The sequence below is a fragment of the Ruegeria sp. AI2 genome, assembly GCF_056541275.1.
In genome coordinates this window covers 1-23,517 of record NZ_JBQFYB010000019.1, presented here as the reverse complement: position 1 = coordinate 23,517, position 23,517 = coordinate 1, and the positions used below count along the sequence as shown (strand labels likewise).

Annotated in this window: 24 protein-coding genes and 1 pseudogene; 12 read left to right on the top strand and 13 right to left on the bottom strand. The window is 55.9% G+C overall.

Going from position 1 to position 23,517, the window contains the following annotated elements; translation table 11 throughout:
* Nucleotides 1-3: 3 nt before the first annotated feature.
* Genes ACR0LL_RS19580 through ACR0LL_RS19570 form a run of 3 tightly spaced genes read left to right on the top strand, consistent with a single transcriptional unit; the run spans nt 4 to nt 3,115 of the window.
* Entirely contained in the window at nt 4-1,086 is a 1,083-nt protein-coding gene (locus ACR0LL_RS19580) for an ABC transporter permease (protein ID WP_267363631.1), read from the top strand.
* 2 nt (nt 1,087-1,088) lie between these two features.
* Complete coding sequence (locus ACR0LL_RS19575) at nt 1,089-2,009, top strand: ABC transporter permease (RefSeq protein ID WP_480588833.1); 921 nt, start codon at nt 1,089-1,091, stop codon at nt 2,007-2,009.
* Nucleotides 2,010-2,041: 32 nt separating this feature from the next.
* Nucleotides 2,042-3,115 (top strand): BMP family ABC transporter substrate-binding protein, encoded by a 1,074-nt coding sequence (locus ACR0LL_RS19570; protein WP_480588831.1) that lies wholly within the window; start codon nt 2,042-2,044, stop codon nt 3,113-3,115.
* A gap of 120 nt (nt 3,116-3,235) precedes the next feature.
* On the opposite strand, the gene ACR0LL_RS19565 is transcribed toward ACR0LL_RS19570, so the two are convergent.
* Genes ACR0LL_RS19565 through ACR0LL_RS19555 form a run of 3 tightly spaced genes read right to left on the bottom strand, consistent with a single transcriptional unit; the run spans nt 3,236 to nt 5,294 of the window.
* Entirely contained in the window at nt 3,236-4,033 is a 798-nt protein-coding gene (locus ACR0LL_RS19565; protein ID WP_480588830.1) for a metal ABC transporter permease, read from the bottom strand.
* Nucleotides 4,033-4,779: a metal ABC transporter ATP-binding protein gene (locus ACR0LL_RS19560; RefSeq protein ID WP_480588828.1), complete on the bottom strand. Its 747-nt coding sequence runs from the start codon at nt 4,777-4,779 to the stop codon at nt 4,033-4,035. Before ACR0LL_RS19560 ends, ACR0LL_RS19565 begins: the two co-directional genes overlap by 1 nt.
* A gap of 2 nt (nt 4,780-4,781) precedes the next feature.
* Nucleotides 4,782-5,294 carry a Fur family transcriptional regulator gene (locus tag ACR0LL_RS19555; RefSeq protein ID WP_480588827.1) on the bottom strand — a complete coding sequence of 171 codons (513 nt, stop codon included), beginning with the start codon at nt 5,292-5,294 and terminating at the stop codon, nt 4,782-4,784.
* Nucleotides 5,295-5,351: 57 nt separating this feature from the next.
* Here ACR0LL_RS19555 and ACR0LL_RS19550 point away from each other — a divergent pair, with 57 nt between their 5' ends.
* The 3 genes from ACR0LL_RS19550 to ACR0LL_RS19540 all read left to right on the top strand — a co-directional run bounded on the left by ACR0LL_RS19550 (nt 5,352) and on the right by ACR0LL_RS19540 (nt 8,504).
* Nucleotides 5,352-6,305: a zinc ABC transporter substrate-binding protein gene (locus tag ACR0LL_RS19550; protein ID WP_480588824.1), complete on the top strand. Its 954-nt coding sequence runs from the start codon at nt 5,352-5,354 to the stop codon at nt 6,303-6,305.
* A gap of 151 nt (nt 6,306-6,456) precedes the next feature.
* Entirely contained in the window at nt 6,457-7,860 is a 1,404-nt protein-coding gene (locus ACR0LL_RS19545) for a sensor histidine kinase (RefSeq protein ID WP_480588823.1), read from the top strand.
* Nucleotides 7,857-8,504 carry a response regulator gene (locus ACR0LL_RS19540; RefSeq protein WP_480588822.1) on the top strand — a complete coding sequence of 216 codons (648 nt, stop codon included), beginning with the start codon at nt 7,857-7,859 and terminating at the stop codon, nt 8,502-8,504. The genes ACR0LL_RS19545 and ACR0LL_RS19540 overlap by 4 nt, the downstream gene beginning before the upstream one ends.
* A gap of 74 nt (nt 8,505-8,578) precedes the next feature.
* Here the strand turns inward: ACR0LL_RS19540 and ACR0LL_RS19535 are convergent, their stop codons facing one another.
* Nucleotides 8,579-9,328 carry a hypothetical protein gene (locus ACR0LL_RS19535; RefSeq protein ID WP_480588821.1) on the bottom strand — a complete coding sequence of 250 codons (750 nt, stop codon included), beginning with the start codon at nt 9,326-9,328 and terminating at the stop codon, nt 8,579-8,581.
* Between the two features lie 512 nt (nt 9,329-9,840).
* Nucleotides 9,841-10,597: pseudogene (locus ACR0LL_RS19530) on the bottom strand (IS5 family transposase).
* Nucleotides 10,598-10,743: 146 nt separating this feature from the next.
* Between ACR0LL_RS19530 and ACR0LL_RS19525 the strand changes: the two are divergent.
* A complete protein-coding gene (locus ACR0LL_RS19525; RefSeq protein WP_480588820.1) occupies nt 10,744-11,109 on the top strand; it encodes a hypothetical protein in 366 nt (121 codons plus the stop codon).
* A gap of 266 nt (nt 11,110-11,375) precedes the next feature.
* On the opposite strand, the gene ACR0LL_RS19520 is transcribed toward ACR0LL_RS19525, so the two are convergent.
* The 6 genes from ACR0LL_RS19520 to ACR0LL_RS19495 form a co-directional block, all read right to left on the bottom strand.
* Entirely contained in the window at nt 11,376-11,567 is a 192-nt protein-coding gene (locus ACR0LL_RS19520; protein ID WP_480588852.1) for a hypothetical protein, read from the bottom strand.
* Nucleotides 11,568-11,660: 93 nt separating this feature from the next.
* Nucleotides 11,661-13,145, bottom strand: coding sequence for a UxaA family hydrolase (locus tag ACR0LL_RS19515; RefSeq protein ID WP_480588819.1), 1,485 nt, complete (start codon nt 13,143-13,145; stop codon nt 11,661-11,663).
* A gap of 4 nt (nt 13,146-13,149) precedes the next feature.
* Nucleotides 13,150-14,181 carry a zinc-binding alcohol dehydrogenase family protein gene (locus ACR0LL_RS19510; protein ID WP_480588818.1) on the bottom strand — a complete coding sequence of 344 codons (1,032 nt, stop codon included), beginning with the start codon at nt 14,179-14,181 and terminating at the stop codon, nt 13,150-13,152.
* Entirely contained in the window at nt 14,178-14,930 is a 753-nt protein-coding gene (locus ACR0LL_RS19505; protein ID WP_480588817.1) for an ATP-binding cassette domain-containing protein, read from the bottom strand. Before ACR0LL_RS19505 ends, ACR0LL_RS19510 begins: the two co-directional genes overlap by 4 nt.
* Nucleotides 14,931-15,043: 113 nt before the next feature.
* Nucleotides 15,044-15,988 carry a substrate-binding domain-containing protein gene (locus tag ACR0LL_RS19500; RefSeq protein ID WP_480588816.1) on the bottom strand — a complete coding sequence of 315 codons (945 nt, stop codon included), beginning with the start codon at nt 15,986-15,988 and terminating at the stop codon, nt 15,044-15,046.
* 40 nt (nt 15,989-16,028) lie between these two features.
* On the bottom strand, nt 16,029-17,051 hold the full coding sequence (locus ACR0LL_RS19495; RefSeq protein WP_480588814.1) for an ABC transporter permease: 1,023 nt from the start codon (nt 17,049-17,051) through the stop codon (nt 16,029-16,031).
* Between the two features lie 116 nt (nt 17,052-17,167).
* Between ACR0LL_RS19495 and ACR0LL_RS19490 the strand changes: the two genes are divergently transcribed.
* A complete protein-coding gene (locus ACR0LL_RS19490; protein WP_480588813.1) occupies nt 17,168-18,070 on the top strand; it encodes a GntR family transcriptional regulator in 903 nt (300 codons plus the stop codon).
* Here the strand turns inward: ACR0LL_RS19490 and ACR0LL_RS19485 are convergent.
* The gene (locus ACR0LL_RS19485; RefSeq protein ID WP_480588812.1) at nt 18,063-19,028 is read right to left on the bottom strand and encodes an aldo/keto reductase; all 966 of its coding nucleotides are present in this window, start codon (nt 19,026-19,028) and stop codon (nt 18,063-18,065) included. The two genes, ACR0LL_RS19490 and ACR0LL_RS19485, sit on opposite strands and share 8 nt — an antisense overlap.
* Nucleotides 19,025-20,143 carry a mannitol dehydrogenase family protein gene (locus tag ACR0LL_RS19480; RefSeq protein ID WP_480588811.1) on the bottom strand — a complete coding sequence of 373 codons (1,119 nt, stop codon included), beginning with the start codon at nt 20,141-20,143 and terminating at the stop codon, nt 19,025-19,027. Before ACR0LL_RS19480 ends, ACR0LL_RS19485 begins: the two co-directional genes overlap by 4 nt.
* A 104-nt stretch (nt 20,144-20,247) precedes the next feature.
* Between ACR0LL_RS19480 and ACR0LL_RS19475 the strand changes: the two genes are divergently transcribed.
* From ACR0LL_RS19475 to ACR0LL_RS19460, 4 genes are all read left to right on the top strand, one after another.
* On the top strand, nt 20,248-21,084 hold the full coding sequence (locus ACR0LL_RS19475) for an amidohydrolase family protein (protein WP_480588810.1): 837 nt from the start codon (nt 20,248-20,250) through the stop codon (nt 21,082-21,084).
* Nucleotides 21,081-21,986: a sugar kinase gene (locus ACR0LL_RS19470; RefSeq protein ID WP_480588809.1), complete on the top strand. Its 906-nt coding sequence runs from the start codon at nt 21,081-21,083 to the stop codon at nt 21,984-21,986. Before ACR0LL_RS19475 ends, ACR0LL_RS19470 begins: the two co-directional genes overlap by 4 nt.
* On the top strand, nt 21,983-22,312 hold the full coding sequence (locus ACR0LL_RS19465; RefSeq protein WP_480588808.1) for an L-rhamnose mutarotase: 330 nt from the start codon (nt 21,983-21,985) through the stop codon (nt 22,310-22,312). Before ACR0LL_RS19470 ends, ACR0LL_RS19465 begins: the two co-directional genes overlap by 4 nt.
* A gap of 591 nt (nt 22,313-22,903) precedes the next feature.
* Nucleotides 22,904-23,470: a hypothetical protein gene (locus ACR0LL_RS19460; protein WP_480588807.1), complete on the top strand. Its 567-nt coding sequence runs from the start codon at nt 22,904-22,906 to the stop codon at nt 23,468-23,470.
* The last annotated feature ends 47 nt before the right edge of the window (nt 23,471-23,517 follow it).

Sequence of the window (23,517 nt, the reverse complement as noted above, 5' to 3'; positions counted from 1 at the left end):
CAGATGATTGTGTTGGAGAAACGGCCACAGCCGTCCAGGGCCTGGTCTTACGCGACCCCCCTTGTGGCGGTGCTGGCGACAATGGTGTTTGGCGGGTTGCTGTTTGCCATCTTGGGAAAAAATCCGGTCGAAGCCATCGGTACCATCTTCTGGGAGCCGCTGTTTGGCGAGTTCGCATTCTATTACCGCCCTCAATTGCTGGTCAAAGGCGCGCCCCTAGTGCTGATCGCAATCGGATTGTCGCTGGGTTTTCGGGCCGGTATCTGGAATATCGGGGCCGAAGGACAATACATCATGGGCGCCATATTCGGCGCGGGCGCAGGTCTGGCCTTCTATCCGCTCGACGCCTGGTACATCTTCCCGATCATGGTGGTCGCAGGCGCATTTGGCGGGTGGCTGTGGGCAACGATCCCGGCTTTGCTGAAGGTGCGTTTCGGCACCAACGAAATCCTTGTGTCGCTGATGCTGGTCTACGTGGCCGAGCAGATGCTGGCCTCGGTCTCGCTAGGTCTTCTAAAGAACCCTGAAGGGTTCGGCTTTCCCGGCTCGCGCAACCTGCAATCCTATGAAAGCGCGCATAATGCCGAGCTGATTGCCGGCTCCGGGATGCATTGGGGTGTTGTCGCGGCCTTCATCGCGGTGATCTTTGCCTATGTATTGCTGAACCGTCACATGCTGGGCTTCCATATCCGTCTGACGGGTGAGGCCCCCCGCGCCGCAAAGTTTGCAGGTGTGAATCCGGCGCGCCTGATCCTGTTCTGCCTTGGGATTTCGGGCGCTTTGGCCGGGCTGGCCGGTATGTTCGAGGTGTCCGGCCCGTCCGGTCAGATCAGCATCGATTTCAACGTGGGCTATGGCTTTACCGCGATCATCGTCGCGTTTCTGGGCCGCCTGCATCCGGTGGGTATCCTGTTGGCCGGGGGCCTGATGGCGTTGACCTATATTGGCGGCGAAATTGCACAATCGCAGCTGGGTCTGCCTGCTGCTGCCATTCAGGTGTTTCAAGGAATGCTGCTGTTTTTCCTGCTGGCCTTCGATCTTCTGACAAACTTCCGCATCCGTGCGGCGCGTAGTGAGGTGGCGTGATCATGGACCTTGGTCAAATCAATCCCGTTCTTCTGGTTGCCTCGCTTATGGTGGCCGCAACCCCTCTTCTGCTGGCCGCGATCGGAGAGCTTGTCGTAGAAAAGGCAGGCGTTCTGAACCTTGGTGTCGAGGGCATGATGATCGTTGGCGCGATCAGCGGTTTTGCGATCTCGGTCGAAACCGGCTCGCCCTGGCTGGGCTTTGTTGCTGCCGCCATTGGCGGGGCCGTCCTGTCGCTGCTGTTCGTCCTGCTGACACAGTTTGCATTGGCCAACCAGGTTGCCAGCGGCCTTGCGCTGACCCTGTTTGGACTGGGTTTCAGCGCCTTGATGGGGCAAAGCTATGTGGGCGTCAAACCCCCCAGCATGGGCGATATCCACATCCCTTTGATTAGTGATATTCCGGTCATCGGCCCGATCCTGTTCCAGCACGACCCCATCCTGTATCTGGGCATTGCGCTGACCGCTGTGGTCTGGGCCGTCCTGAAATACACCCGCGTCGGGTTGATCCTGCGGGCGGTTGGTGAAAACCATGATGCCGCCCATGCGCTTGGCTACAAGGTCATCAAAATCCGTATCATGGCGATCCTGTTCGGCGGGGCCTGCGCGGGCCTGGGTGGGGCTTACATCAGCCTGATCCGTGTACCGCAATGGACCGAGGGCATGACCGCAGGTGTCGGCTGGATCGCGCTGGCGCTGGTGGTGTTTGCCAGCTGGAAACCATGGCGGGTCCTGCTGGGTGCATATTTGTTCGGCGGCATTACCGTCTTGCAGCTTAATTTGCAGGCAGCGGGCGTTGCCATTCCCGTCGAGTATCTGGCAATGTCACCCTATCTCATCACGATCCTTGTGCTTGTGATCCTTTCGGCCGACAAGAGCAGCGCACCTGCCTCACTGGGCCGGACCTTCCATGCCTCACACTAGGGGCCAACTGAACCAACTTGGGGAGTAACTACATGAAATTAAAATCACTTCTGACAACTGCCGCGATAGCGCTTGGTCTTGCGACCGGTGCAGTGGCGCAAGACAAGACCAAGGTCGGATTTGTCTATGTCGGCCCTGTCGGCGACGGTGGCTGGACCTATGAACACAACAAGGGCCGTCTGGCGATCGAAGAAGAGTTCGGCGACAAGGTCGAGACTGTATTCGTTGAATCAGTACCCGAAGGCCCGGACGCCGAACGCGTGATGACCCAGATGGCGCTGGAAGGCGCGGATCTGATCTTTACCACCTCGTTCGGCTATATGGATCCTACCATCAACGTGGCCAAGAAGTTCCCGAATGTGAAGTTCGAGCACGCGACAGGCTACAAGACTGCCGACAACGTCTCGGTCTATTCGGCGCGTTTCTATGAAGGCCGCGCGGTTCAAGGGCATATCGCGGGTAAAATGACCAAATCGAACATCATCGGCTATATCGGGTCCTACCCGATCCCCGAGGTGATCCGCGGTATCAACTCGGCCTATATCCACGCCAAGAAAGCGAACCCGGATGTCCAGTTCAAGATCGTCTGGGCCTATACCTGGTTCGACCCGGCAAAAGAAGCTGACGCCGCATCTGTTCTGATCGAACAGGGCGCCGACGTGATCCTGCAGCACACCGACTCGACCGCACCGCAGGCCGCCGCACAAGAGGCGGGCAACGTGATCACCTTCGGTCAGGCTTCGGATATGAGCGAATACGCCCCCAAACCGCGTGTTTCCTCGATCATCGACAATTGGGGACCCTATTACATTGCGCGCACGCGAGCTGTGATGGACGGCACCTGGACTTCATCCAACACCTGGGACGGTATCGGGCCGGGCATGGTAGAAATCGGTGAGATTTCGGACGCGGTTCCGGCGGACATCAAGGAAGAGGCACTGGCCCTGAAGGCGGCGCTGGCCGATGGCAGCTATCATGCCTTTACCGGACCGCTGAAAAAGCAGGACGGCAGCGACTGGCTGGCCGAAGGCGAAGTAGCCGACGACGGTACGCTGGCCGGTATGAACTTCTATGTCGAAGGGTTGGAAGGCGATATCCCGCAGTAAACGGCGCGGATAGAAATACATCAAGGCCCGCAGGATTGCGGGCCTTTTTTCGTGGCGTTTTCGTTTCGGTCACATTGCCGGATGATCGGGATGTAACGGCTGCGACGACCTACGGAACCTTTAGGCCCTGTCCTGCGTTCGCCATCCGATCAGGCTGAGACACGCAAAAACGATCGCGGCAACGCAGACGATCGAGGGCCCTGCCGGAGTGTCGAATACATACGCGGCCCTTAGCCCAGTGATAGCCGAAAGCGCACCTATTCCCGCAGCAATCAGGGCCATCGATTCTGGTGACCGCGCGAGGTTTCGCGCAGCGGCCGCCGGAATGATCAGCATTGCGGCGATCAGCAATACGCCCACAACCTTGATCGCCACCGCTACGGTCACGGCAAGTGACAGGGTCAGGATCAGTTGTTCTCGCCTTGGATCGAAGCCGCTGGCATAGGCCAGTTCTTCGTTCAGTGTCGCGGTCAGAAGTTGCGACCAACGCCAGACAATCAGCGCCGCGACAAGCGCCGCACCGCCCCAGATCACGACCATATCCGAACGGGAGACCGCCAGAATATCCCCAAACAGATATGCCATCAGGTCAATCCGGACACCGGACAGGAATGAAACTGCAACCAGCCCGAAGGCCAGCGCAGAATGCGCCAGAACCCCCAGCAGCGTGTCCATCGCATAACCGCGACCGGCCAAAAGCGACACGGTCAGCGCCATGACCAAAGCGACAGCCAGCGCGCCCGTGAAGATCGACATCTGAAACGTCAGGGACAGGGCCACGCCCAAAATCGCGGCATGTGCGGTTGCATCGCCAAAATACGCCATGCGACGCCATACGACAAAACACCCAAGGGGGGCCGCAGCAAACGCCACGCCAATACCTGCGAGCGTTGCCCGCATCATGAAATCATCCAGCATTATTCCGCCGCTTCCTGTGGGTTTGCATCATGGTCATGATCATGATGGTGATCATGTTCATGACGATAAAGGGCAAGCGCGCCACCTGTTCCGGTTCCGAACAAGGCCCGATATTCGGGCGCCGAGGCGACCACGGCCGGTGATCCTTCGCAACAGACATGCCCATTGAGGCAGATCACCCGGTCCGACGCGCTCATGACCACGTGCAGTTCGTGGCTGATCATCAGAATGGCGCATCCGGTCTCGCGCCGGACAGTCTCGATTTGCTGGTAAAAGCTGGCCGATCCCCGTTGGTCCAAACCCTGTGTCGCTTCGTCCAGCAACAATATGTCCGGGCGGTTGATCAAAGCTCTAGCCAGCAGCACCCGCTGGAACTGTCCGCCGGACAGCTGCGACATCTGGCGTTTCAACAGATCCGGCACACCCGCCGATTCAAGCGCCTCGACACATTGCCTGCGCGACACAGGATCGGTCAGACGCATGAACCTTTCGACGGAAATTGGCAAAGTCGGATCGACATGCAGCTTCTGCGGCACATAGCCGATTTTCAATCCGGGCTTCAGTGACACTTGACCGGCACAAGGCCGTGTCGCACCGATAATGGCGCGCAGCAGGCTGGTCTTGCCTGATCCGTTCGGGCCAACGATGGTCACGATTTCACCCGGTTCAATGACCATATCCACATGATGCAGCACGGTATGCGCGCCATAGCGGACGCTGAGTTTCTCGACGGTGATCAGGGCCATCTTTATGCCTTTTCGGTGCAGTCGGGGCAGAGACCTTCAGCCTCTACAACCGTTCGCTCGATCTCGAAACCCGCCGCGCGCGCGGCAGCGCCAAGAACACCTTTGGACGGGGCAGATTGCGCCTCGGCTACGGCGTCGCATTTTCGGCAGATCATGAAAGCAGGAGAATGCGCCGCGCCGGGATGAGAGCAGGCGACAAACGCGTTCAGCCGCTCGATCTTGTGGACAAAGCCGTTTTGTACAAGAAACTCCAGCGCCCGATAAGCGACCGGAGGCTGGGACCCGAACCCTTCGTCGCGCAACCGGTCAAGGATTGCATAGGCACCAAGGGCGCGATGTTCCTGCAATAACATCTCAAGAACCTTGCGGCGAACCGGCGTCAACCGCAGCCCTTCCTCTTTGCACCGGGCTTCGGCGGATGCCAGAGCCGTTGCGACACAACTCTGGTGGTCATGTTCCTGAAACCCGACCGGGGCGGTGTCTTTGCCAGATACTGGGCGCACATCACTTGTCATGTTATTTCATATCATGTATTGCCACTCGAAATGTTATAAAATCACACAGAGGGCCTGATGTCCAGAACGCTTCTTCTTCCATTGTCGATCACAGTTGCACTGCTGGGTGGACCGGCCCGCGCAGATGCGCCAAACGTTGCCGCGGACATTGCCCCTGTTCATTCGCTGGTGGCTCGTGTCATGGAAGGTGTGGGAACACCTGCCCTGATCGTCGCACCGGGTGCCTCGCCGCATGAATACAATCTGCGCCCGTCCGAGGCGGCCGCGTTGCAAAACGCCGATCTGGTGTTCTGGGTAGGAGAAGACCTGACGCCATGGCTGGACAGCGCGATAGAAACTCTTGCCCAAGGCGCGACCGCCACTGCCCTGTTGGACGCAAAGGGTACGGGGCTTCTTGAGTTCCGGGAAGACGCATTGTTTGAGGCGCATGATCACGCGGACGATACGGGTCACGAAGACCATGACGATCACGAAGGTCATGACGATCATGACGATCATGACCCACATGCCTGGCTGTCGCCAACGAATGCCAAAGCCTGGCTGACCCTGATCGCGGATCAACTGTCGTCAACGGATCCCGACAACGCCGCTGCGTATTTGGCAAATGCCAAAGCGGCGCGCGAAGAAATGACCGCGCTTTCCGCAGAAGTGGCAGAGTTGCTTGAACCGGTTCGCGGCGGCAACTTCATCGTGTTTCATGATGCCTACCAGTATTTTGAGGTCGCGTTCGATTTCCCCGCATCGGGCGCGATTTCCCTGAGCGACGCGTCCGACCCAAGCCCCGCGCGTATTGCCGCTATTCAAGGTCGCATTCACGCCGAAGGCATCAACTGCGTATTGTCTGAACCACAGTTCAATCCGGGCATCGTCGAGACCGTGTTGGATGGAACATCGGCGCAATCCGGTGTGATCGATCCACTGGGCTCGGCACTGGAACCCGGGCCGTCTCTGTACCCGCAAGTCATTCGTAACATGGCGCAAACCCTGTCGGAGTGTTTGAAAACCCGTTGAACCGGGTCTGGGATCGGGACGCGGGAACCTGCCGGGGCGCACCCAAAAGGACCAAGTCCCGACCCGCGCATCAGGTTTGGAACATTGGAGAAGCGCATCAGACCATGGTCTGTAGCGCGTCAAACAATTGTCGTTCATAGTCGATTGCGAAATGAGACCCAAAATTACCGACCTGACAATTGGCAACTGGTCTTTGTCGCGCGTTTTTCTCGCGGCAAGTGTTGCAGTCATGGGGACTGCTACGGTGTTTGTTGGTCACTGGGTATCGAACCGGATCGAAAACGCGGTTGTACAGAACTCCGCCAATTCGGCCGCATTGTACATGGAAAGCATTTTGTCCCCACTCAGCCAGGAACTGGCGCATAGAGACCGCCTTTCCGAACAGGCCAGCCGGGCGCTGGACGAGATTTTCATGACCCAGCCGATGCGCGAACGCATTGCCTCGTACAAGTTCTGGAAACAGGATGGCGAGATTGCATACGCATCGGATTCCGCCATCATCGGTCGCCGATTCGAGCCAACAGACGACCTGAAACGCGCATGGGCTGGAGAAATCTCGGGCTCATTTGAAGAGCTGGACGATGAAGAAAGCGCGGCAGAGGCTGCGCTTGGCATTCCATTGCTGGAAGTCTACAGCCCCATTCGCGAAATCTGGTCGGGGAAAATCATCGCGGTCGCCGAGTTTTACGAAAAGGCCGATCAGCTGGAACTGGACATGGCCAGAGCCAGAAGAACAAGCTGGTTGATCGTTGGCTCGGCCTTTGCGGCAAGCACGATTGTTCTGTTTTCCATTGTCGCAATCGGCGACAACACCATTCGACGGCAAGGGCGCCTTCTGAACGATCGTCTTGCCGAAAGTGAAAAGATGGCCGCACAGAATGCCATGCTGCGGTCGCGCGTCATTGATGCATCGGAAAGATATGCTGCGCAAACGGACAGGTTTCTCAGGAAACTCGGCGCGGAACTTCATGACGGCCCTGCCCAATACCTGTCCCTCGCCGCCCTTCGACTGGAGGCTGCATTCGGCGACAAGCCGGAGATGCCCACCGAGGCCGAAGAAATTCAGCAATCTTTGCAGAAGTCTTTGGCAGAAATTCGCGCCTTGTCACGGGGGTTGTTCGCGCCAGACATCGAAAATCTGGCGCTCGTTGATGTGGTAAAAAGAGCTGTCGAGGACCATTCTGAACACAGCCCTTTTCGCCCCGGTATTTCCTTTCAGGGCAATCCGTCGCCTGATTTGTCAATCTCGGGCAAGTTGTGTGTATTCCGGTTCCTGCAGGAAACGCTTTCCAATGCCGCAAGATATGCGCCCGCGTCCCAGTGCACTGTCACCTGCGACGTACAAGTTGATCGCATCACCGTTCAGGTCAGCGACGACGGCCCCGGGTTCGCTCCCTCCGGCGAGACGGTTCTGCGTGAGGACGGGGGCCAGGGCCTTGTCGGCTTGCGTGACCGGGTCGAAAGCATTGGCGGTCGGTTCGAGGTGACATCAACCCCGGGCAAGGGCACCACCGTTGCTATGACATTGTTTCCCAGAAAGATGAGTGCATCATGACAACATCCGTCGTTATCGCAGATGATCACCCGATTTTCAGGGACGGTTTGCACCGCACTTTAGAGGAAGCCGACGGCTTCAAGGTTCTCGCCGCCGGATCAAATGCGGATGAGGCCGTTTCCCTTGTCCGAACCCATCAGCCTGACATCGCCATCCTCGACCTGTCGATGCCCGGTGGCGGCATTAGCGCGACCCGTCGAATTGCTGAAATGGCGAACCCGCCTTTCATTGCGATATTGACGGTCTCTGAAAACAGCAGTGACGTTGCAGACGCTTTGGAGGCGGGTGCCATTGGCTATATCGTCAAGGGCGTGACAGCACGCGAATTGACAGCTTCGCTGCGCAGTATCGCCTCGGGCGAAGGGTTCGTCTCGCCGGGTCTTGCTTCGCGTATGCTGCTTCAGATCAATCGCGGAAACGGGTCGCAGAAAGAAACTGACGCCATAGATGATCTTACCCATCGCGAGGAGGAGATTCTTCGGCGCGTCGCCAAAGGGCTCAGCAATCGGGAAATAGCGGATGAGTTGGGAATACAGGAGAAAACCGTCAAGCATTACATGACGGCGATCCTGTCCAAGCTCCATGCGCGAAACCGGGTGGAGGCCGCTCTTATCGCGCATGAGGCCTGGAACAAGAAAGACTAGGGGTCAGGCGCTCAAAGACCGGGGCGGTCTCTCAAGAAAAGAAACCGCCCCGCACAATCGCCAAAGTTCGTCACTCAGTTGGCAATCGCCTGAAGTCTGCTGCGATCCGCCGCAGTTGCGGTTCTTTCTACGACAGTCCGGTTGAACGGGTCTTTCAACTCGTAACGCCCGCCCTCGATCTCTTCTTTCCAGCCGTTTGCGTAACTAACTTCGATATTGTTGCCCTGAATTTCGATTTTTGCCGGGTTACTTCCAGCGCCACCACTCTGCCCGGGCGAGCGCACGCTGTCGATTGAGATACCGTTTGCCAGTGACCGAAGGCGCGAAACGTCGGCACCGGTGGCCGGTCGTTCCTCGACTGTTCGGTTCTGCGCGTTCTTTCTTTCGTACCGGCCGTTTTCAATCTCTTCCTTGGTGCCGTCAGCATAGCGTACTTCTATGCCGCTCGCGCTTGTCTCGACCTTTGTTATTCCAGCCGACCCCGATGACTGCCCCCCAGACTGAGACCGGTCCTTCTTATCGCCCCGGCCCGAGCGTGACGAACCATCGTCATCATCGTCATCGTCGTCATCATCGTCGTGACCACCTTTACCCGATCCGGAATTGTCGTCACGATCACCGCCGCTGCCCGACCCGGAATTGCTGTCATGGTCATCATCCCCGCCGTTGCCATCACTCCCTTTCCCGCTCTTTGCAAATGCGTAAGCAGGTTCCAACCGCAGATGACCGTCTGCGTCAAAAGCCGGCACATAGGGTGTCATCACAATCAGCGACGCCAGCGCAACCGTGCTGAGAAGCTGACCAGTTCTTTTCCGGGTATTCATTTTCGTCTCCAATCCTGTTCGAGGCGTTATCCTGTATTGGAGGCAGAATATCCCGGGCCCGGCTTCGCTACATCGGGCTTAGGTCTGATGATTTTCCGGCCGATTGTCCGGGCCCGAGGAATGAGAGTTTCAAATATCCATCACTCAAATGGATCTGGTAATCTGATTTTGGCCTTGGGCAATGAGGTGTTGCCGCGTTGCTTTCCATGTATTGCGGAACTCGGCTTCAGCGGTTGGCGGGTCTTGATTTGACAGCTGTCGTTTTCTTCCTGCTTAGCGCCATCGGCGAACTGAATAGAAATATACTATTTTAGAAAGAATCTGACGATCGCAATTGACCACGACAGTTACCACAATGCTAACAAACAGACGGATTCATCTTGTTCGCCCCACCGTCCGATACCTAGGTGTTTAGTCCGATGGTCTACGTAAAACTTTAGTTGCCCCGACGCCATGGCTCGCGCTGCCATCGGCTTCATCATTTGTTGAAGAAACCAAGCTAGGGTCAGGACTCATAGCCAATAGATGACGGTGGCCGCCAGTGCGATGGCTGATAGGAAGACCTTTGGGCACCTGTCGTATCGGGTTGCCACTCGCCGCCAATCTTTCAGCCTTCCGAACATGATCTCGATCCGATTGCGACGTTTGTAGCGACGCCTGTCGTACTTCACCGCTTTCTTCCGCTGCTTCCGGCCTGGGATGCACGCACGTATCCCTTTGTCTTTCAACGCTTCCGGAACCAATTAGCGTCATATCCGCGATCCCCAAGCAGCCATTCGACATCTGGCAGGCTGCTCAACAATGCCCGTGCGCCGATGTAATCGCTGACCTGCCCAGCCGTTACAAACAAGTTGAGTGGGCGTCCCTTGCTGTCGCAGATAGCGTGCAGCTTCGTGTTCATGCCGCCCTTGGTCCGACCGATCAGGCGTCCACGCCCCCCTTTTTGACGCCCAAACTGGTCGCTGTGCGGTGCGCCTTCAGGTAGGTCGCATCTATCATCACTGTCTTATCTTCGCCGTGCTCAGCGGCCAATCCGGCCATCATCCGGGCAAAGATGCCCTTGTCGCTCCAACGTTTCCAGCGATTGTAGAGCGTCTTGTGCGGACCGTATTCCTTCGGTGCATCGCGCCAGCGCAAACCATTGCGATTAATGAAGACTATCCCGCTCAACACCCGCCGGTCATCGACGCGGGGTTTGCCGTGAGACTTTGGGAAGAAGGGCTCAAGACGCGCCATCTGGGCGTCGGTCAGCCAAAACAGATCAGACATGTTCACCGCTCGTTTTTCGAACCGTGAATCACGCAACCCAGCAGAAATCAATGGGTCCTGACCCTAAAAGCCATACAGACAAGTTGAAAGGCGTGAGTTCCAAGAGTAGCTTCCTAAGCCATGTAGGCGAACATCTTTGGCAGCGCATGCCTGACACTGTTTCTAAAACGGTGATTGATCCAGATTGTGAATTGAATGTCCGGGTAGAAGGTGAGAGATTCATTGCAACTGGAACATTTCAGAAGAACGAAGCCTCTTCTATGAATGCATTATCCGGTATTTCCAATCCTCCCAAGACTGAAACCTACATTGTCGAGTACCTAGGGCGCTTTGTTGGAAAAGTCGTACTAGGTGAGCGGACGAAAAAGAACAAAGATAGAGGGTCAGCGGCCACTACACTTCTCGGCCTAGCCGCCAACACGCGAAAATTCATCATTGTAATGCCCGATGGTGCGCAAAAATTTCGCGGTATGATAGGCGACGATTTGCTAGATTTCGAGCTGGGTGACTAAGCGATAAAATGACCGCTTCGGACTGCGACCTGCCGGATGCGCCCGCAGCCACCGGAGCACTCAGAAATGACTGGTTAGGGCTCATCGCGGCTTTTACGGGGACTTGCGGGGACAGCCTCTGTTGCGCATTCATCACAGGGTGAATTCTCCCCTGTTGCTTCCAGAGTGCTTCGAGTTGTGCAGTGGCCCAGAATGAACAAAGCCGCCCTGAGGCGGCTTGTTCGAGACTCTGTTCGACCGAAGTGGTTGCGGGAGCGGGATTTGGACTATGGCGAATTCGAGGCATCGCAACCAATGTCCAATCTGACAGTGCGCTGCAGCATTTTATTTCCCTTCACATCAATCGCCCACAGCGATGAGGAATGATCCATGTGTCTCAAGACCACCTGCTGCGCTCGATTGATCAGTTCGTCGATCTGAGCAGCGTCCTTGCCCATCTTGCAGATTTCTACAGCCATACGCGGTCAGTCGGCAGCGGGTTAGCAGCAGCTTTCGTACAAGCGCCCCCGGAGAAACCACTCATACTGGCTCAACGACGGCGTAGGGCCGGATTATAAAATTGCCCCGATCTGCCATGGGACAAACTCGACCACCCCATAACCAAGGGCTTCGCTTTTAGTAAGATGTCCGGAAGCCGTTGCCAGCAATGTCTCATATATTTCGCGGCCCTTCTCTTCGATTGAAATGCCGTCAATTACTTCCCCGCAGTTCACGTCCATGTCCTCGGACAAGCGGGCATACATATCGTTGTTCGAGGCCAGTTTCAGACCTGGAACAGGTTGGTATCCAGACACCGACCCTCGCCCGGTGGTAAAGGCAATCAGGTTTGCGCCCGACGCCACCTGGCCTGTCACTGAACAAGGATCATAGCCGGGGCTGTCCATGAAAACGAGGCCATGGTGGTCGATCTCTTCACCGTACAGATACACACCACTCAGCGGCGCTGTTCCGGCCTTGGCCACGGCACCCAGTGATTTTTCCAGAATTGTGGTCAGACCACCTTTTTTGTTGCCCGGGCTGGGATTGTTATCCATCGTAGCACCATTGCGAGCACAATAGCTTTCCCACCACACCAAACGGGCTTCGAGCGCTGCACCGATTTCTGGGGATCGGGCGCGCGAGGTCAACAGGTGCTCGGCGCCGAAAATCTCTGACGTTTCGGACAGGATGGTCGTGGCTCCCTGGGCCACTAACAAGTCCGAGGCATACCCCAACGCGGGGTTGGCCGTGATCCCCGATAAGCCGTCCGAGCCACCGCATTGCATGCCAACAGTCAGGGCGCTTGCGGGCGCGGGTGCGCGAACGGCTTTGTTGGCCTCAGTAAGTAAATCGGACAGCGCGGCCAGACCTTTGTTTACTGTGGCACGTGTACCGCCAGTTTGTTGAATGGTCATGAAGCGGAATCGTTTTGGGTCACTCAGCTGCGGTGTGCCGACCAATGCGGGCAGCTGCATCACCTCGCAGCCCAGACCCAGCATCAATATGGCACCGAAATTGGGATTCTGCGCATAACCAGAAATTGTGCGAAACAGGGTGTCATAGCCTTCGCCCTTGGCAGACATGCCGCAACCTGTGCCATGGGCAATTGGTACGATCCCATCCACATTTGGAAACTTCGACAACAGGTTCTCACGGGAGGCCGCCTCGGCGATGAAGCGTGCAACCGAGCCTGCGCAATTGACCGAGGTCAGGATGCCCACATAGTTGCGCGTTCCAACCCGGCCCGAGGCACGGTGGTATCCCCGGAATCTATCCTTGCGGGATGGTACCGGCAGCTCATGTATCTGCGTGCCATAGGCCAGATCCTGTTTGTGATCATCGATGCCAAGATTGTGGCTATGGACATGCGCTCCCTCAGTGATATCTGCCGTTGCGACACCAATGACCTGCCCGTATTTCCGCACCCTTTGCCCCTTGGGAATATCACATGAGGCCAATTTGTGACCGGCCGGTATCTCTGCCCCTGGAGCCGCGAGCACAGGCGCCAGCGCAATGACGACATTGTCGTCGGGATGTAGCCTGAGGATCCTGGACATGACTTCAGGACACAGGGGTGACGATGGCTTTGATCAGGGTCTCTCGGTTCTCGGCCAGGGCTTTGAACCGTTCAGGCAGATCTACCAGCGAAATGGTTTCCGAACAGAGCGCTTCCGCGTCAATATCGCCGCTGCGCAGGGCTTGCATCACCCGCTGGAAATCTGCGTCCAGCGCATTGCGGCTTCCGATAATGCGAGCTTCACGTTTGTGGAACTCGGAATCGGTGAACTGGATGTCATCCTTGACCACACTCAACAGAACATAGCTACTGCCGTGGGCCAAATAGGCGAACCCGGCCTCGATCGCACCAGTGTTGCCGGTCGCGTCAAATACGATGTCGAAGCCGTCGGCCAGGTCACCTGTCAGGATCGGTTCTCCGACCAGATGGATGTTGTCAAAACCGAATGTCTCGCGCACCAGTTCCAGCCGACTGGCGCTGATGTCCGACAGGTGTACCTCGGCCCCGGAGAGGCGGGCAAACAGAGCCGTACCCAGCCCGATCGGTCCGGCTCCGGTCACAAGGACCCGGTCACCGGGTTGCGTATCGCAGCGGGCCACCGCATGGGCGCCAATCGCCAGAAACTCGACCATGGAGGCTTGCAAAGGTGTCAAACCGTGGGCGGGATAGAGATTTCCAAGCGGGACCGCGATGCGTGCGCACATGCCTCCGTTGGAATGGACGCCTAAAACCGAAATCGCGGCGCAGCAATTTGGTTTGCTCCGTTGGCAGGCGCGGCAGGTGCCGCAAGAGATGTAAGGGTTGATCACAACCAGATCACCCGCCTTGAAGGCACCTGCATCGTTGACAACGTGGCCACTGAGTTCGTGACCAATCACCCGTGGATATTCAAGAAACGGGTGTTTGCCCTGGAAGATGTGATAATCGGTGCCGCAGATCCCGACGGCCGCGATATCAACCAGAGCGTAGCCATCTGATGCAAGCTCAGGGATCTCACATGTGGTCAGTGCGAATTCGCCAGGCTCCACGCAGGTGCCGCATTGCATGGTCAGCGATTTGGAATCTGCGTCTTTCATTGTGCGACCTCAAGATTGCGTGGCGTCCAATCAGACGGGAGTTCACCTTTGATGATCATGCTCAAAACGTCATCTTTGTTCACTTCGTCGATGTTGTAGGAGCCCACATTGCGGCCTTTGTTCATAACCATGACCCGATCACACAGCTCGAACACATCGTGCATGTCGTGGCTGACAAGGAAGATGCCGATCCCTTCATCACGCAGGCGCTTGATGAGATCAGCAACCATGGCCGTTTCCGAGGGGCCAAGTGCCGCGGTTGGTTCATCCATGATCAGGATCTTTACGTCGAAATAAATCGCGCGTGCAATTGCGATCACTTGTCGTTGACCGCCGGACAGGCTGGCCACAGGATCACCAAGGTTTTGAAAGTTCGGATTCAGACGGCGCAGAACATCACGCGCTTCAGACATCATGCGTTTTTCGTCCAGATTGCCAAAGCGGGTCTTTAACTCACGGCCCAGAAACAGGTTCGATGGCGCGTCCAGATGATCGGCCAGAGCCAGCGTCTGGTAGATGGTTTCGATGCCGAAATCGCGTGCATCATGAGGGGAATGGATGTGGGCATCTTCACCGCGAACTTTGATCTTTCCCTCGTTGGGCATCATCGCCCCCGATAGGATCCGCATAAGGCAGGACTTACCGGCCCCATTGTGGCCCAATACACCCACAACTTCGCCGGGGGACAGGCTGACCGACACGCCATTCACGGCACGTACGCCGCCGAAGTGCTTTTCAATGTCGATCATTTCAACCAAGGGGGCCGTATCTAAATGAATTGGGGCCATGGGGCACACTTTCGCGTTGGTAGGTCGGAAATTCCGGCGCGCTAAGGGAGTGGCTGCACGCCGGAAAGGGATTGTCAGTACAGAACGTTCTGTGCTGTTGGGGTGTCGATGTTGTCCTGATCAACCAGCACAACCCCGGTATCAATGAAGCTATCGACTGAATTGCCGGAAATAACGTCGATCACAGCGTTCACACCCAATTCGCCCATTTGGAAGGAGCCCTGCACGGCAGTCGCCTGCAGCGTGCCGTCACGCACGAAATCTTGCAGATCGCCATTGCCATCAAAGCCGAAGGCTGTGACCTGACCGGCTTTGCCAGCCTGAACCAGCGCACGGCCCATGCCGACTGCGGTCGGTTCATTGGCGCCGAAAATGCCAACCAGATCGGTGTTGGCGGCCAGGATGTCGGTGGTCTGGTTCAATGCAGTGGCCATTTGCGACTGCGAATAGAGCGGACCGACGACTTCCAGTTTCGAGTTCTCGCTAAGGTATTCAACAAAGCAACCGACGCGGCCAACTTCAGATCCCACGCCAGCCACATAGGACATCACAGCGACTTTGCCTTCGGTTCCAACCGAGTCGATCATGGACTTTGCGACCAATTGACCAGCGGCGCAGTTGTCGGTCGACAGGAACGCCTGATAGGTGCCCTCGGCGCCTTCACCCAAGCCGGAGTCGATGATCGCAACTGGAATACCGCTTTCATATGCGCGTTTCACAACCGGAGCCAGTGCATCGGGGTCAGACGGGGCCAGAACAATGCCGGCAACGCTGCGGTTGATGGCGTTTTCGACCATGTTGACTTGGTCAGCGATTGCGCTTTCCGAAGCAGGACCATTGAAGGTCATCGTGTGTTCGCTCTGGCTGGCAATGGCGGCACTCGCGCCTTTGTTGACGTTCTGCCAAAAATTTGAGTTGGTGGTCTTTACGATGACTGCAATCTCTCCGGCCATGGCTGTGGCCGGAAGGGTCGCAACAAGGGCAGTAGCGGCGAGCAGCTTGGTAACGTTGGATTTCATGGCTTTCTTTCTCCTCCTGTTGGAAAGCGTTGGATTAGGGTCAGCGGCGGTTGCGCAGCTGGTCGATGTAGACTGCCAGGATGACAACCGCACCGATTACGATTTGTTGGATGAAGGACGACACGCCCGCCATATTCAGACCATTGCGCAGGATACCGATGATAAAAGCGCCGATCATGGTGCCCGAGATTGTTCCCACACCACCCATAAGGGATGCGCCGCCGATCACGGCCGCCGCAATCGCGTCCAGTTCATACATGACGCCTTCATTGGGTTGGGCGGTGATCAGGCGCGACATCAGAACCACACCGGACAGGCCTGCAAGGGCACCGGTCATGCCATAGGCAAGGATTTTGGTGCGATCGACGTTGACGCCAGACAGACGGGCAGCCTCTTCGTTGGAACCGGTCGCATAGATGTGCTTGCCCAGTTGGCGACGGCGCAGCAGATAGGCCGCGGCAAAGGCCACAATCACAAGCAGGATCACCGGATAAGGGATGCCCGGAAAGACCACACGGGGGAAGCCATTGGCCTGCATCTCGACGATGCGGAACAAAGCGCCGTTGCCAAGTACTCCAAAAGCTTCACCAAGTTGCGAAATAGGGGCTGCTCCAGTCAGCTGCAGAGCCAGGCCCCGCGCCATCAGCATCATGCCCAGCGTCGCCACAAACGGGGTGATACGCATTTTTGTGATGACAAATCCGTTGACCACACCGCACAGCGCTCCGACACTCACGCCAATGAGCATGGCTGGCACAACCGGCATTCCCGATTTCACCAACATGCCCGTAACCGTTCCAGATAGGGCCAGAACCGAACCTACTGAAAGGTCAATTCCTCCGGTGATGATGACCATTGTCATACCGATGCCCAACAGTCCAATGACAGCTGTCTGAAGCAAAACGGTCAGCCCGTTGTTCACCGATAGGAATGCGGAATTCCCGAAAGAGAAGATGATGATCAGGATAAGCATGGTCAGCAAAGCCGACAGCTTGTGGAACGCCTCGCCAGAAAGGCGCAGGGATGCCCCTGAGTTTCTGAGACGTTGAACCAATTCGACCATTTCGACCCTCCCGATCTTCGCGGTACTAAATTATTAAAAACATTTAGCCTCAAGCCTTGCCAGGCGTCAATGGTTTTTTATAATTATCGACAGTTGAGATTTGAGGAGGCTTTGAAATGGCGCGTACGGACGAAAGATTCAAGAATACTTTCAATGAACTGCTTGACAGATGCGCCCTTTTGGAAAAAGGCGCACAATTGCCGTCCGAGCTTGCCTTAGCAACAGATCTGAACGTCAGCAGGACTGTAATACGATCTGCGCTGACCAAACTCAATGAAGATAGAATCATTTCCTGGTCCGGACGCACGAAAACGGTTTTGCGCCAACCGCGAGATTCAGATCGATTGGAGGTTATCTCGGAACCGCCAACACCGGAAGAGTTGGAGAGCCGGTTCTTTGACTGGGTTCTGCATTTCGACGTCCCCGCGGGCACTCCCCTTAATGTCACACAATTGGCACGCGATTTCGAAGTCCCGGCGCATTCTTTGCAGGAGTTTCTGGCGTCACTCAGCCGGTTCGGGCTGGTCCAGCGGCGCGAAAAAGGTGGATGGGAACTTGTCGGGTTTACTGAAGATTTCGCAATCGAGTTGTCCGATTTCCGTTCGGTTCTTGAGCTGAACGCCATCTCGCAGGTGATCGCACGTCCCGAAGGAGATCCGATCTGGGCGCAGCTGGCTGAATTGAAGCAGAAACACCTTGAGTTAGCGGATAATATCGACTCCCAGTTTCACGATTTCTCGCGGCTCGACGAATCCTTTCATGAGGCGCTTTACAGCGTCGTCAAAAACCGGTTCGTGAAAGAATTTCAGCGCGTGATCTCAATGATCTTCCACTATCACTACCAATGGGAAAAAGACACCGAGAAGACGCGGAACGCACAGGCGATCAATGAACACCTGAGCTTGATCGACGCGCTCCTGTCACGTGACGAAGGGGCGGCATTGGGCGCCGCCAAGGAGCATCTGGCCACTGCAAAGCGAACGCTTTTGGCATCCATGCGCAGTCACAAGTTTACTTGAAAGCCTGTCGTGCCGCCTCTGCCCAAGGGGTGGCAAGCGCGTCCATGTTGCGCTGAAGCGACGAAGGCTTCGCCGTTCCCAGCAGGACCGAAGCAGAAGCCGGGTGTGTACGCGCGAAATGCAGCGCGGCGGCTGCCAATGGCAGGCAGAGTCCTTTTGCGCAGCTTTCAAGATCTCTTACTTTTTCGAGGATATTCTGAGGAGCAGGGCCATAGTCGTAGCTGGCCCCGTCAACAGGGCCCGTGGCCAGAATGCCCGAATTGAAAATCCCACCCAGAACGAGGCTCGTATTTCGCTGTCGGCACAGAGGCACCAATGCTTCTTCAGCGGAGCGGTCCAGAAGGGTCAGCCGTCCGGCCAACAAGATCACATCCAGGGGTCGTTCTTTGAGGATATCCAAGCAAATCTGATTTTCGTTCACCCCAAGTCCAAAAGCTCCGATCCGGCCTGCGTCCTTGAGCTTTTGTAGCCGATCCAAACCGGACCTCATCAGGTCGTCCATATGTTTGGAGTTTGCTTCGCCATGTGTGTAGGTGCCGATATCGTGCACATAAAGAACATCGATATAGCTGGTACCGAGATGGGCGCAGCTTTGTTCAAATGACGCTTCAATTCCGTCGCCCGAATAATCATAGCAAACGTCATTGGGCAAAGGATTTATAAATCCGTCTGCTTCGGCCTGCTGCCGCCCAGGCAACAAAACCCGACCGACTTTGGTTGAGATCACGTATTGATCATGAGACTTGTCGTTCAGGAACGCCCCCAGACGCACTTCTGATAAACCACGCCCGTAATGCGGCGCTGTGTCGAAATAGCGAATGCCGCTGTTCCAGGCCGTTGCAAGCACCTCTTGCGCAGTCTCCTCAGTAATTTCGCGGTAAAGGTTCCCGATGCCTGAGCATCCAAATGAAATCTCGCTGACCCGGACTTCGGTGGATCCAAGTTGGTTCTTTTTCATGACACGCCGTCCAATTCGGTGAGTGTTGCGTTCAGTCGGGGCATCGGTGCGCTGCACCCTTGTTCACGCGCCCAGGTCACAAAGGCGCCTATCCGGCGTTGCAGCTTCTCTTGGTGATTCTGAGCGATATCAGCCAGCCGGTGCTTGAGGAACGGATTGGCGAAGCGATCCAGAACGGTGTGAACATAAACCCGCGCCTCATCCTCCACTCCCGCAGTGGCAAAGCCCGGAATGACTTCTTCATCATAAAGCGCATTCAGGTCAGCCAAAATTTGAGAGTTCTGCATCAGGTCGCGGACGTATTTCGCCCCCTGCCTTTTCTGCTCCAACCATCTGGCAACGAGATATGAGTGACCAAGGTTCAGTATGAACAGCTTGCGCACCTCAATTGGTTCAAGTGCTGGCACCACCTGAATGGCAGGATGAGTACAGGGCAGGATCAGACCGGAACAATCCTGAATAGCCCAGAGCGCGTAAGGTTCAGCCACAGCCCCAGCCGGATCAATGGGTTCGGACACGATGCGATCGACCAGTGAATTGACGAATATCACATGGGTAGTGATCCAATCGGCAAACTCTTCCGACAATCCCTTTGCCAGAGGCAGAACGAGGTCTCGCAGCACATCTCCGTTTCCGACAACCAGTTCAGTTGGCATTATTTGGATAGGGCGCTGATTACACTTGAAGCGTGCCCAGAGCAGGTGAGTTAACTTGGCTGGAAACGACATTCCCTGCTCAAAGGACTTGGCCTTGTCAAATGGGGTAGGTCTGAATCCCGCATCCGAGGTGTTGGACAGGATGATCTCAGCCTCTTCAACCACAATACGAGTGATTTCTTCCCAGTCCATCTGGGTCGACAAGGCCCGCGCCACCGAAGTCACCCGGCGCTCTTCATCAATAAGCGAGCCATTTTCAACCCCGCGGATATACACTGGAAACCCGCCGGGCGCAGACAGTGCTTGCAACCGGTGTGAACGGGCACTGCTACCGCTGGTCTGAACCACCGTGATATCGCCCAAAGCCTCATCCCTTTCTTGCGCCTCCGACACAAAAAGATCGGCATGGGCTTGCAGAAACCGACTGGTGCCGAATTGCACAATTGGTGTTGTTGACATGGCGATCTCCTTTTTATAATGGTTTTTTATGATTATATACCGTTTGTCAACACACAAGCTGACAAGAGCTGTCTGACAAAGGCAAAAAGTAACGGGACCGCAGAATGAAAATAGACGCACATCAGCATTTCTGGAGACTTGACCGGGGTGACTACTTCTGGATGGACGATAGCGTCGCCCCGATCCGGTGCGACATTGGTCCGGGTGATCTGAATCCGTTGCGCTCAGCGACTGGGATCGATGGAACCGTGGTGGTCCAGGCCGCTCCGACCGTTGCGGAAAGTGAATACCTTTTGTCTTTGGCGGATAGAAACGTAGCCATTCTGGGCGTGGTCGGCTGGGTTGAATTAAGCCAAGAAAATGCAAGATCCGACCTGGAGCAGCTTGCTGCACACCCCCGTTTCAAGGGGGTGCGCCCGATGCTTCAGGATATCGAAGACACCAACTGGATCCTTCGTGACGACGTCATTGCAAATCTTCAGACCGTTGCAGCGATGGGCCTGCGTATGGACGCACTGATCACCCCCCGCCATCTGGATGTCATTGCCGAGCTCGCCCACCGGATACCCGAATTGCCCATCGTCATCGACCATTGTGCAAAACCTGTGATCCAAAATGGGGAAGACGCTGGGGAGGCATGGCGTGCAGGCACTGCCCGGCTGGCATTGGCTCCGCAGATCATGTGCAAACTGTCCGGTCTTGCCAATGAATACGGCAATGGCTGGAGTGCCGATACGCTGCGCCCCGTTTTCGACCACGTCCTGGCCTGTTTTGGATCTGATCGCCTGATGTGGGGGAGCGACTGGCCGGTACTGGATCTGGCCGGCAGCTATCAAACTTGGCATGACTGCGCCTTGTCGCTGGCATCCACGCTAAGCATCAAAGAACAAGACGATTTGTTCGGAAATACGGCCACCCGCTTTTATGGGTTGAAGCCATGATGGATCTTGTCTGCGCCGGCGAAGCAATGGCCGAATTGCGTCAAGACGGGGCCACCTATCGGGTAGGGTTTGCGGGCGATACATTCAACACGGCAATCTATGCCAAGCGCAGCCTTGGCCCCACAGCGCAGGTCGGGTTTTTGACCCGGATGGGGACGGACCCGATGTCTGCGGGGCTTGCGAATTTAGCCGCGAAGGAACAGGTCGTATTGCCTGGCGGTGTGCTCGACACAGACCGAAACCTCGGGATCTACTCCGTCACGACAGATAAAGCAGGAGAGCGTTCATTCCACTACTGGCGCGAAATCTCAGCAGCGCGACGCTTGTTTTGTGACCCGATGGAGTTGCAGGTCCTGACACAAACAAAGATCGCATATTTGTCCGGGATTACCCTGGCGATCCTGTCACCAAGTGCGCGCGAAGCCTTGTACGATGCCCTTGAAACGTTTCGCAGCAGTGGGGGGCTGGTCGCTTTTGACAGTAACTATCGCCCGCGCTTATGGGAAGACAAAATCACGGCCCAATCCCATATCAGCGTGATGTGGCAACTCACAGATATTGCCTTGCCATCTGTTGACGACGAAATGGGCCTGTTCGACGAACCAAACGCTCACGCCGTTTTGGAGCGGCTGAACGATTGGGGCTGCAAGTCAGGCGCACTGAAGCGCGGTCACGAGGGACCGGTTTCACTTTCTCCGGATTTTTCGAAAACATTGGTGTTTTCTCGCGCCAATCGGGTCGTGGATACCACAGCGGCAGGTGACAGTTTTAATGGCGCCTATCTTGCCGGGGTTCTAAGCGGCGCAACTGAAGCAGAGCGACTGAGGGCGGCGCACGACATGGCAGTTGCGGTCATCGCGCAGCCAGGAGCCATTATTCCGCGACAAGAGGAAACACCATGAAACGAATGGGATTGGTCATCGGCCTACACCCCGAGCACATCGCCGAATACAAACGTGTTCATTCGGATGTATGGCCAGAGGTGCTGGACCGTCTGCGTAGGTCCAACATTACCAACTACTCAATTTTCCTGCGTGAGCCTGAAAATCTGATGTTCAGTTATTGGGAGTATGTCGGAAGTGATTTTGATGCTGACAACGCCGCAATCGCCGCCGACCCGGTGACACAGGATTGGTGGAAAATATGCGGCCCTATGCAGACGCCGCTGGAAACACGGCGCGAAGGCGAGTGGTGGGCGGCGATGGAAGAGGTTTTCCACCTCGACTGAATCCATTTGACGCTTGGTGGATAGCATCCACCTACCACGCCGCTCAACCTCCGTATGGATGATAGGATGCTGCGCGTTGATTGAATGGCAGGAATGGGTCGCGGTAACGGTTTTTGCGGCCACCGCGAAAGGCCAAGAACCGCTGTGAAAGACAGTCGGTAGTAGCTTCCGCCGGCCGCTGATTGCATAAGAGGCTCGTAAGCCCCCCAAAATAAGTCCTTTTGAAGGGGAAAATAGCCCCCTCCCAGAAATCAAAGTTTCAGATTGTTCGACGAACATCAGCTTAGTAAGCAACAATCAGTGCTATATCCATGAGAGTGACCTACACCCTCAAAGCCCCATCAGGTGTCATTTCTTCATTTCGGGATTTCTATATTTCAAGACTTCCGCAGACATTTCTGACATCATTATGTGCACTTAAGAGCAATCATCTGGGCAGTTTGCAGCTTCGCACAAACCTTTGCAGCCTGATACTTTTTCTTGCAGCATTTTGTGCAGGGATCACAGGCCAATCATGCACTAACAATCAAACTGGACCAGTCAGATAGGGCTGCTCAATGGCCGACCATCTTGTTTGAGGGAGATAAGCCAATGGAGCACTTTGTTTTCATCAATCAACTTCGGGAACTCTGTTTTCCCGCCAAAACCGGATCAAGCCGGTTCTTACGCTCGCCCGTCACTGAACTGGCTGCAATATCGGGTATTTTCGACCACCTTGAAATCTCCAAGAATGGCCGTTTTCTTATGTGGAAATTCACCGAAAGTTTTTTCCACACGATGTCCGACATGGATGTTTACGGCCTTATCGACGCAAGTGAGATCGGTCACTGTCAGCGCAAATTCGACGGGGCATTGTTGGCGCAGATTGCATTGCACCGAAGAAAGCACGTGCCGGAATTCAGCCTGATCGCGCCGAACAAAGGATTTGAGAGAGGCCCTATGGCGGTGAAGCCCTCTCTCATTCCCGGAGAAATCAAAAGGTTGTTGCGCCCCTCACTTCAAAATTGGTCCAACATAACAGGGACCTCGTTTGCCGTATTGCTTGTCCAAGCAGGAACTCGCCCCGGCTACACAGATGTCGTTATCAGAATGCGGCACAAAGACACCAAGTGGCCTAGGTGTTCAGTCCCGGCATTTGGTGGATCGGATTTAGGATGAATCGATCTGGCTCTAAAGTCCAGATCTTGCAGACGTATTCATAGGGC

Excerpts from the sequence above, each read along its gene's own strand:
- ACR0LL_RS19580 (WP_267363631.1), top strand. The coding sequence starts at position 4 with ATGATTGTGTTGGAGAAACGGCCACAGCCGTCCAGGGCCTGGTCTTAC.
- ACR0LL_RS19575 (WP_480588833.1), top strand. The coding sequence starts at position 1,089 with ATGGACCTTGGTCAAATCAATCCCGTTCTTCTGGTTGCCTCGCTTATG.
- ACR0LL_RS19570 (WP_480588831.1), top strand. The coding sequence starts at position 2,042 with ATGAAATTAAAATCACTTCTGACAACTGCCGCGATAGCGCTTGGTCTT.
- ACR0LL_RS19565 (WP_480588830.1), bottom strand. The coding sequence starts at position 4,033 with ATGCTGGATGATTTCATGATGCGGGCAACGCTCGCAGGTATTGGCGTG.
- ACR0LL_RS19560 (WP_480588828.1), bottom strand. The coding sequence starts at position 4,779 with ATGGCCCTGATCACCGTCGAGAAACTCAGCGTCCGCTATGGCGCGCAT.
- ACR0LL_RS19555 (WP_480588827.1), bottom strand. The coding sequence starts at position 5,294 with ATGACAAGTGATGTGCGCCCAGTATCTGGCAAAGACACCGCCCCGGTC.
- ACR0LL_RS19550 (WP_480588824.1), top strand. The coding sequence starts at position 5,352 with ATGTCCAGAACGCTTCTTCTTCCATTGTCGATCACAGTTGCACTGCTG.
- ACR0LL_RS19545 (WP_480588823.1), top strand. The coding sequence starts at position 6,457 with ATGAGACCCAAAATTACCGACCTGACAATTGGCAACTGGTCTTTGTCG.
- ACR0LL_RS19540 (WP_480588822.1), top strand. The coding sequence starts at position 7,857 with ATGACAACATCCGTCGTTATCGCAGATGATCACCCGATTTTCAGGGAC.
- ACR0LL_RS19535 (WP_480588821.1), bottom strand. The coding sequence starts at position 9,328 with ATGAATACCCGGAAAAGAACTGGTCAGCTTCTCAGCACGGTTGCGCTG.
- ACR0LL_RS19525 (WP_480588820.1), top strand. The coding sequence starts at position 10,744 with ATGCCTGACACTGTTTCTAAAACGGTGATTGATCCAGATTGTGAATTG.
- ACR0LL_RS19520 (WP_480588852.1), bottom strand. The coding sequence starts at position 11,567 with ATGGCTGTAGAAATCTGCAAGATGGGCAAGGACGCTGCTCAGATCGAC.
- ACR0LL_RS19515 (WP_480588819.1), bottom strand. The coding sequence starts at position 13,145 with ATGTCCAGGATCCTCAGGCTACATCCCGACGACAATGTCGTCATTGCG.
- ACR0LL_RS19510 (WP_480588818.1), bottom strand. The coding sequence starts at position 14,181 with ATGAAAGACGCAGATTCCAAATCGCTGACCATGCAATGCGGCACCTGC.
- ACR0LL_RS19505 (WP_480588817.1), bottom strand. The coding sequence starts at position 14,930 with ATGATCGACATTGAAAAGCACTTCGGCGGCGTACGTGCCGTGAATGGC.
- ACR0LL_RS19500 (WP_480588816.1), bottom strand. The coding sequence starts at position 15,988 with ATGAAATCCAACGTTACCAAGCTGCTCGCCGCTACTGCCCTTGTTGCG.
- ACR0LL_RS19495 (WP_480588814.1), bottom strand. The coding sequence starts at position 17,051 with ATGGTCGAATTGGTTCAACGTCTCAGAAACTCAGGGGCATCCCTGCGC.
- ACR0LL_RS19490 (WP_480588813.1), top strand. The coding sequence starts at position 17,168 with ATGGCGCGTACGGACGAAAGATTCAAGAATACTTTCAATGAACTGCTT.
- ACR0LL_RS19485 (WP_480588812.1), bottom strand. The coding sequence starts at position 19,028 with ATGAAAAAGAACCAACTTGGATCCACCGAAGTCCGGGTCAGCGAGATT.
- ACR0LL_RS19480 (WP_480588811.1), bottom strand. The coding sequence starts at position 20,143 with ATGTCAACAACACCAATTGTGCAATTCGGCACCAGTCGGTTTCTGCAA.
- ACR0LL_RS19475 (WP_480588810.1), top strand. The coding sequence starts at position 20,248 with ATGAAAATAGACGCACATCAGCATTTCTGGAGACTTGACCGGGGTGAC.
- ACR0LL_RS19470 (WP_480588809.1), top strand. The coding sequence starts at position 21,081 with ATGATGGATCTTGTCTGCGCCGGCGAAGCAATGGCCGAATTGCGTCAA.
- ACR0LL_RS19465 (WP_480588808.1), top strand. The coding sequence starts at position 21,983 with ATGAAACGAATGGGATTGGTCATCGGCCTACACCCCGAGCACATCGCC.
- ACR0LL_RS19460 (WP_480588807.1), top strand. The coding sequence starts at position 22,904 with ATGGAGCACTTTGTTTTCATCAATCAACTTCGGGAACTCTGTTTTCCC.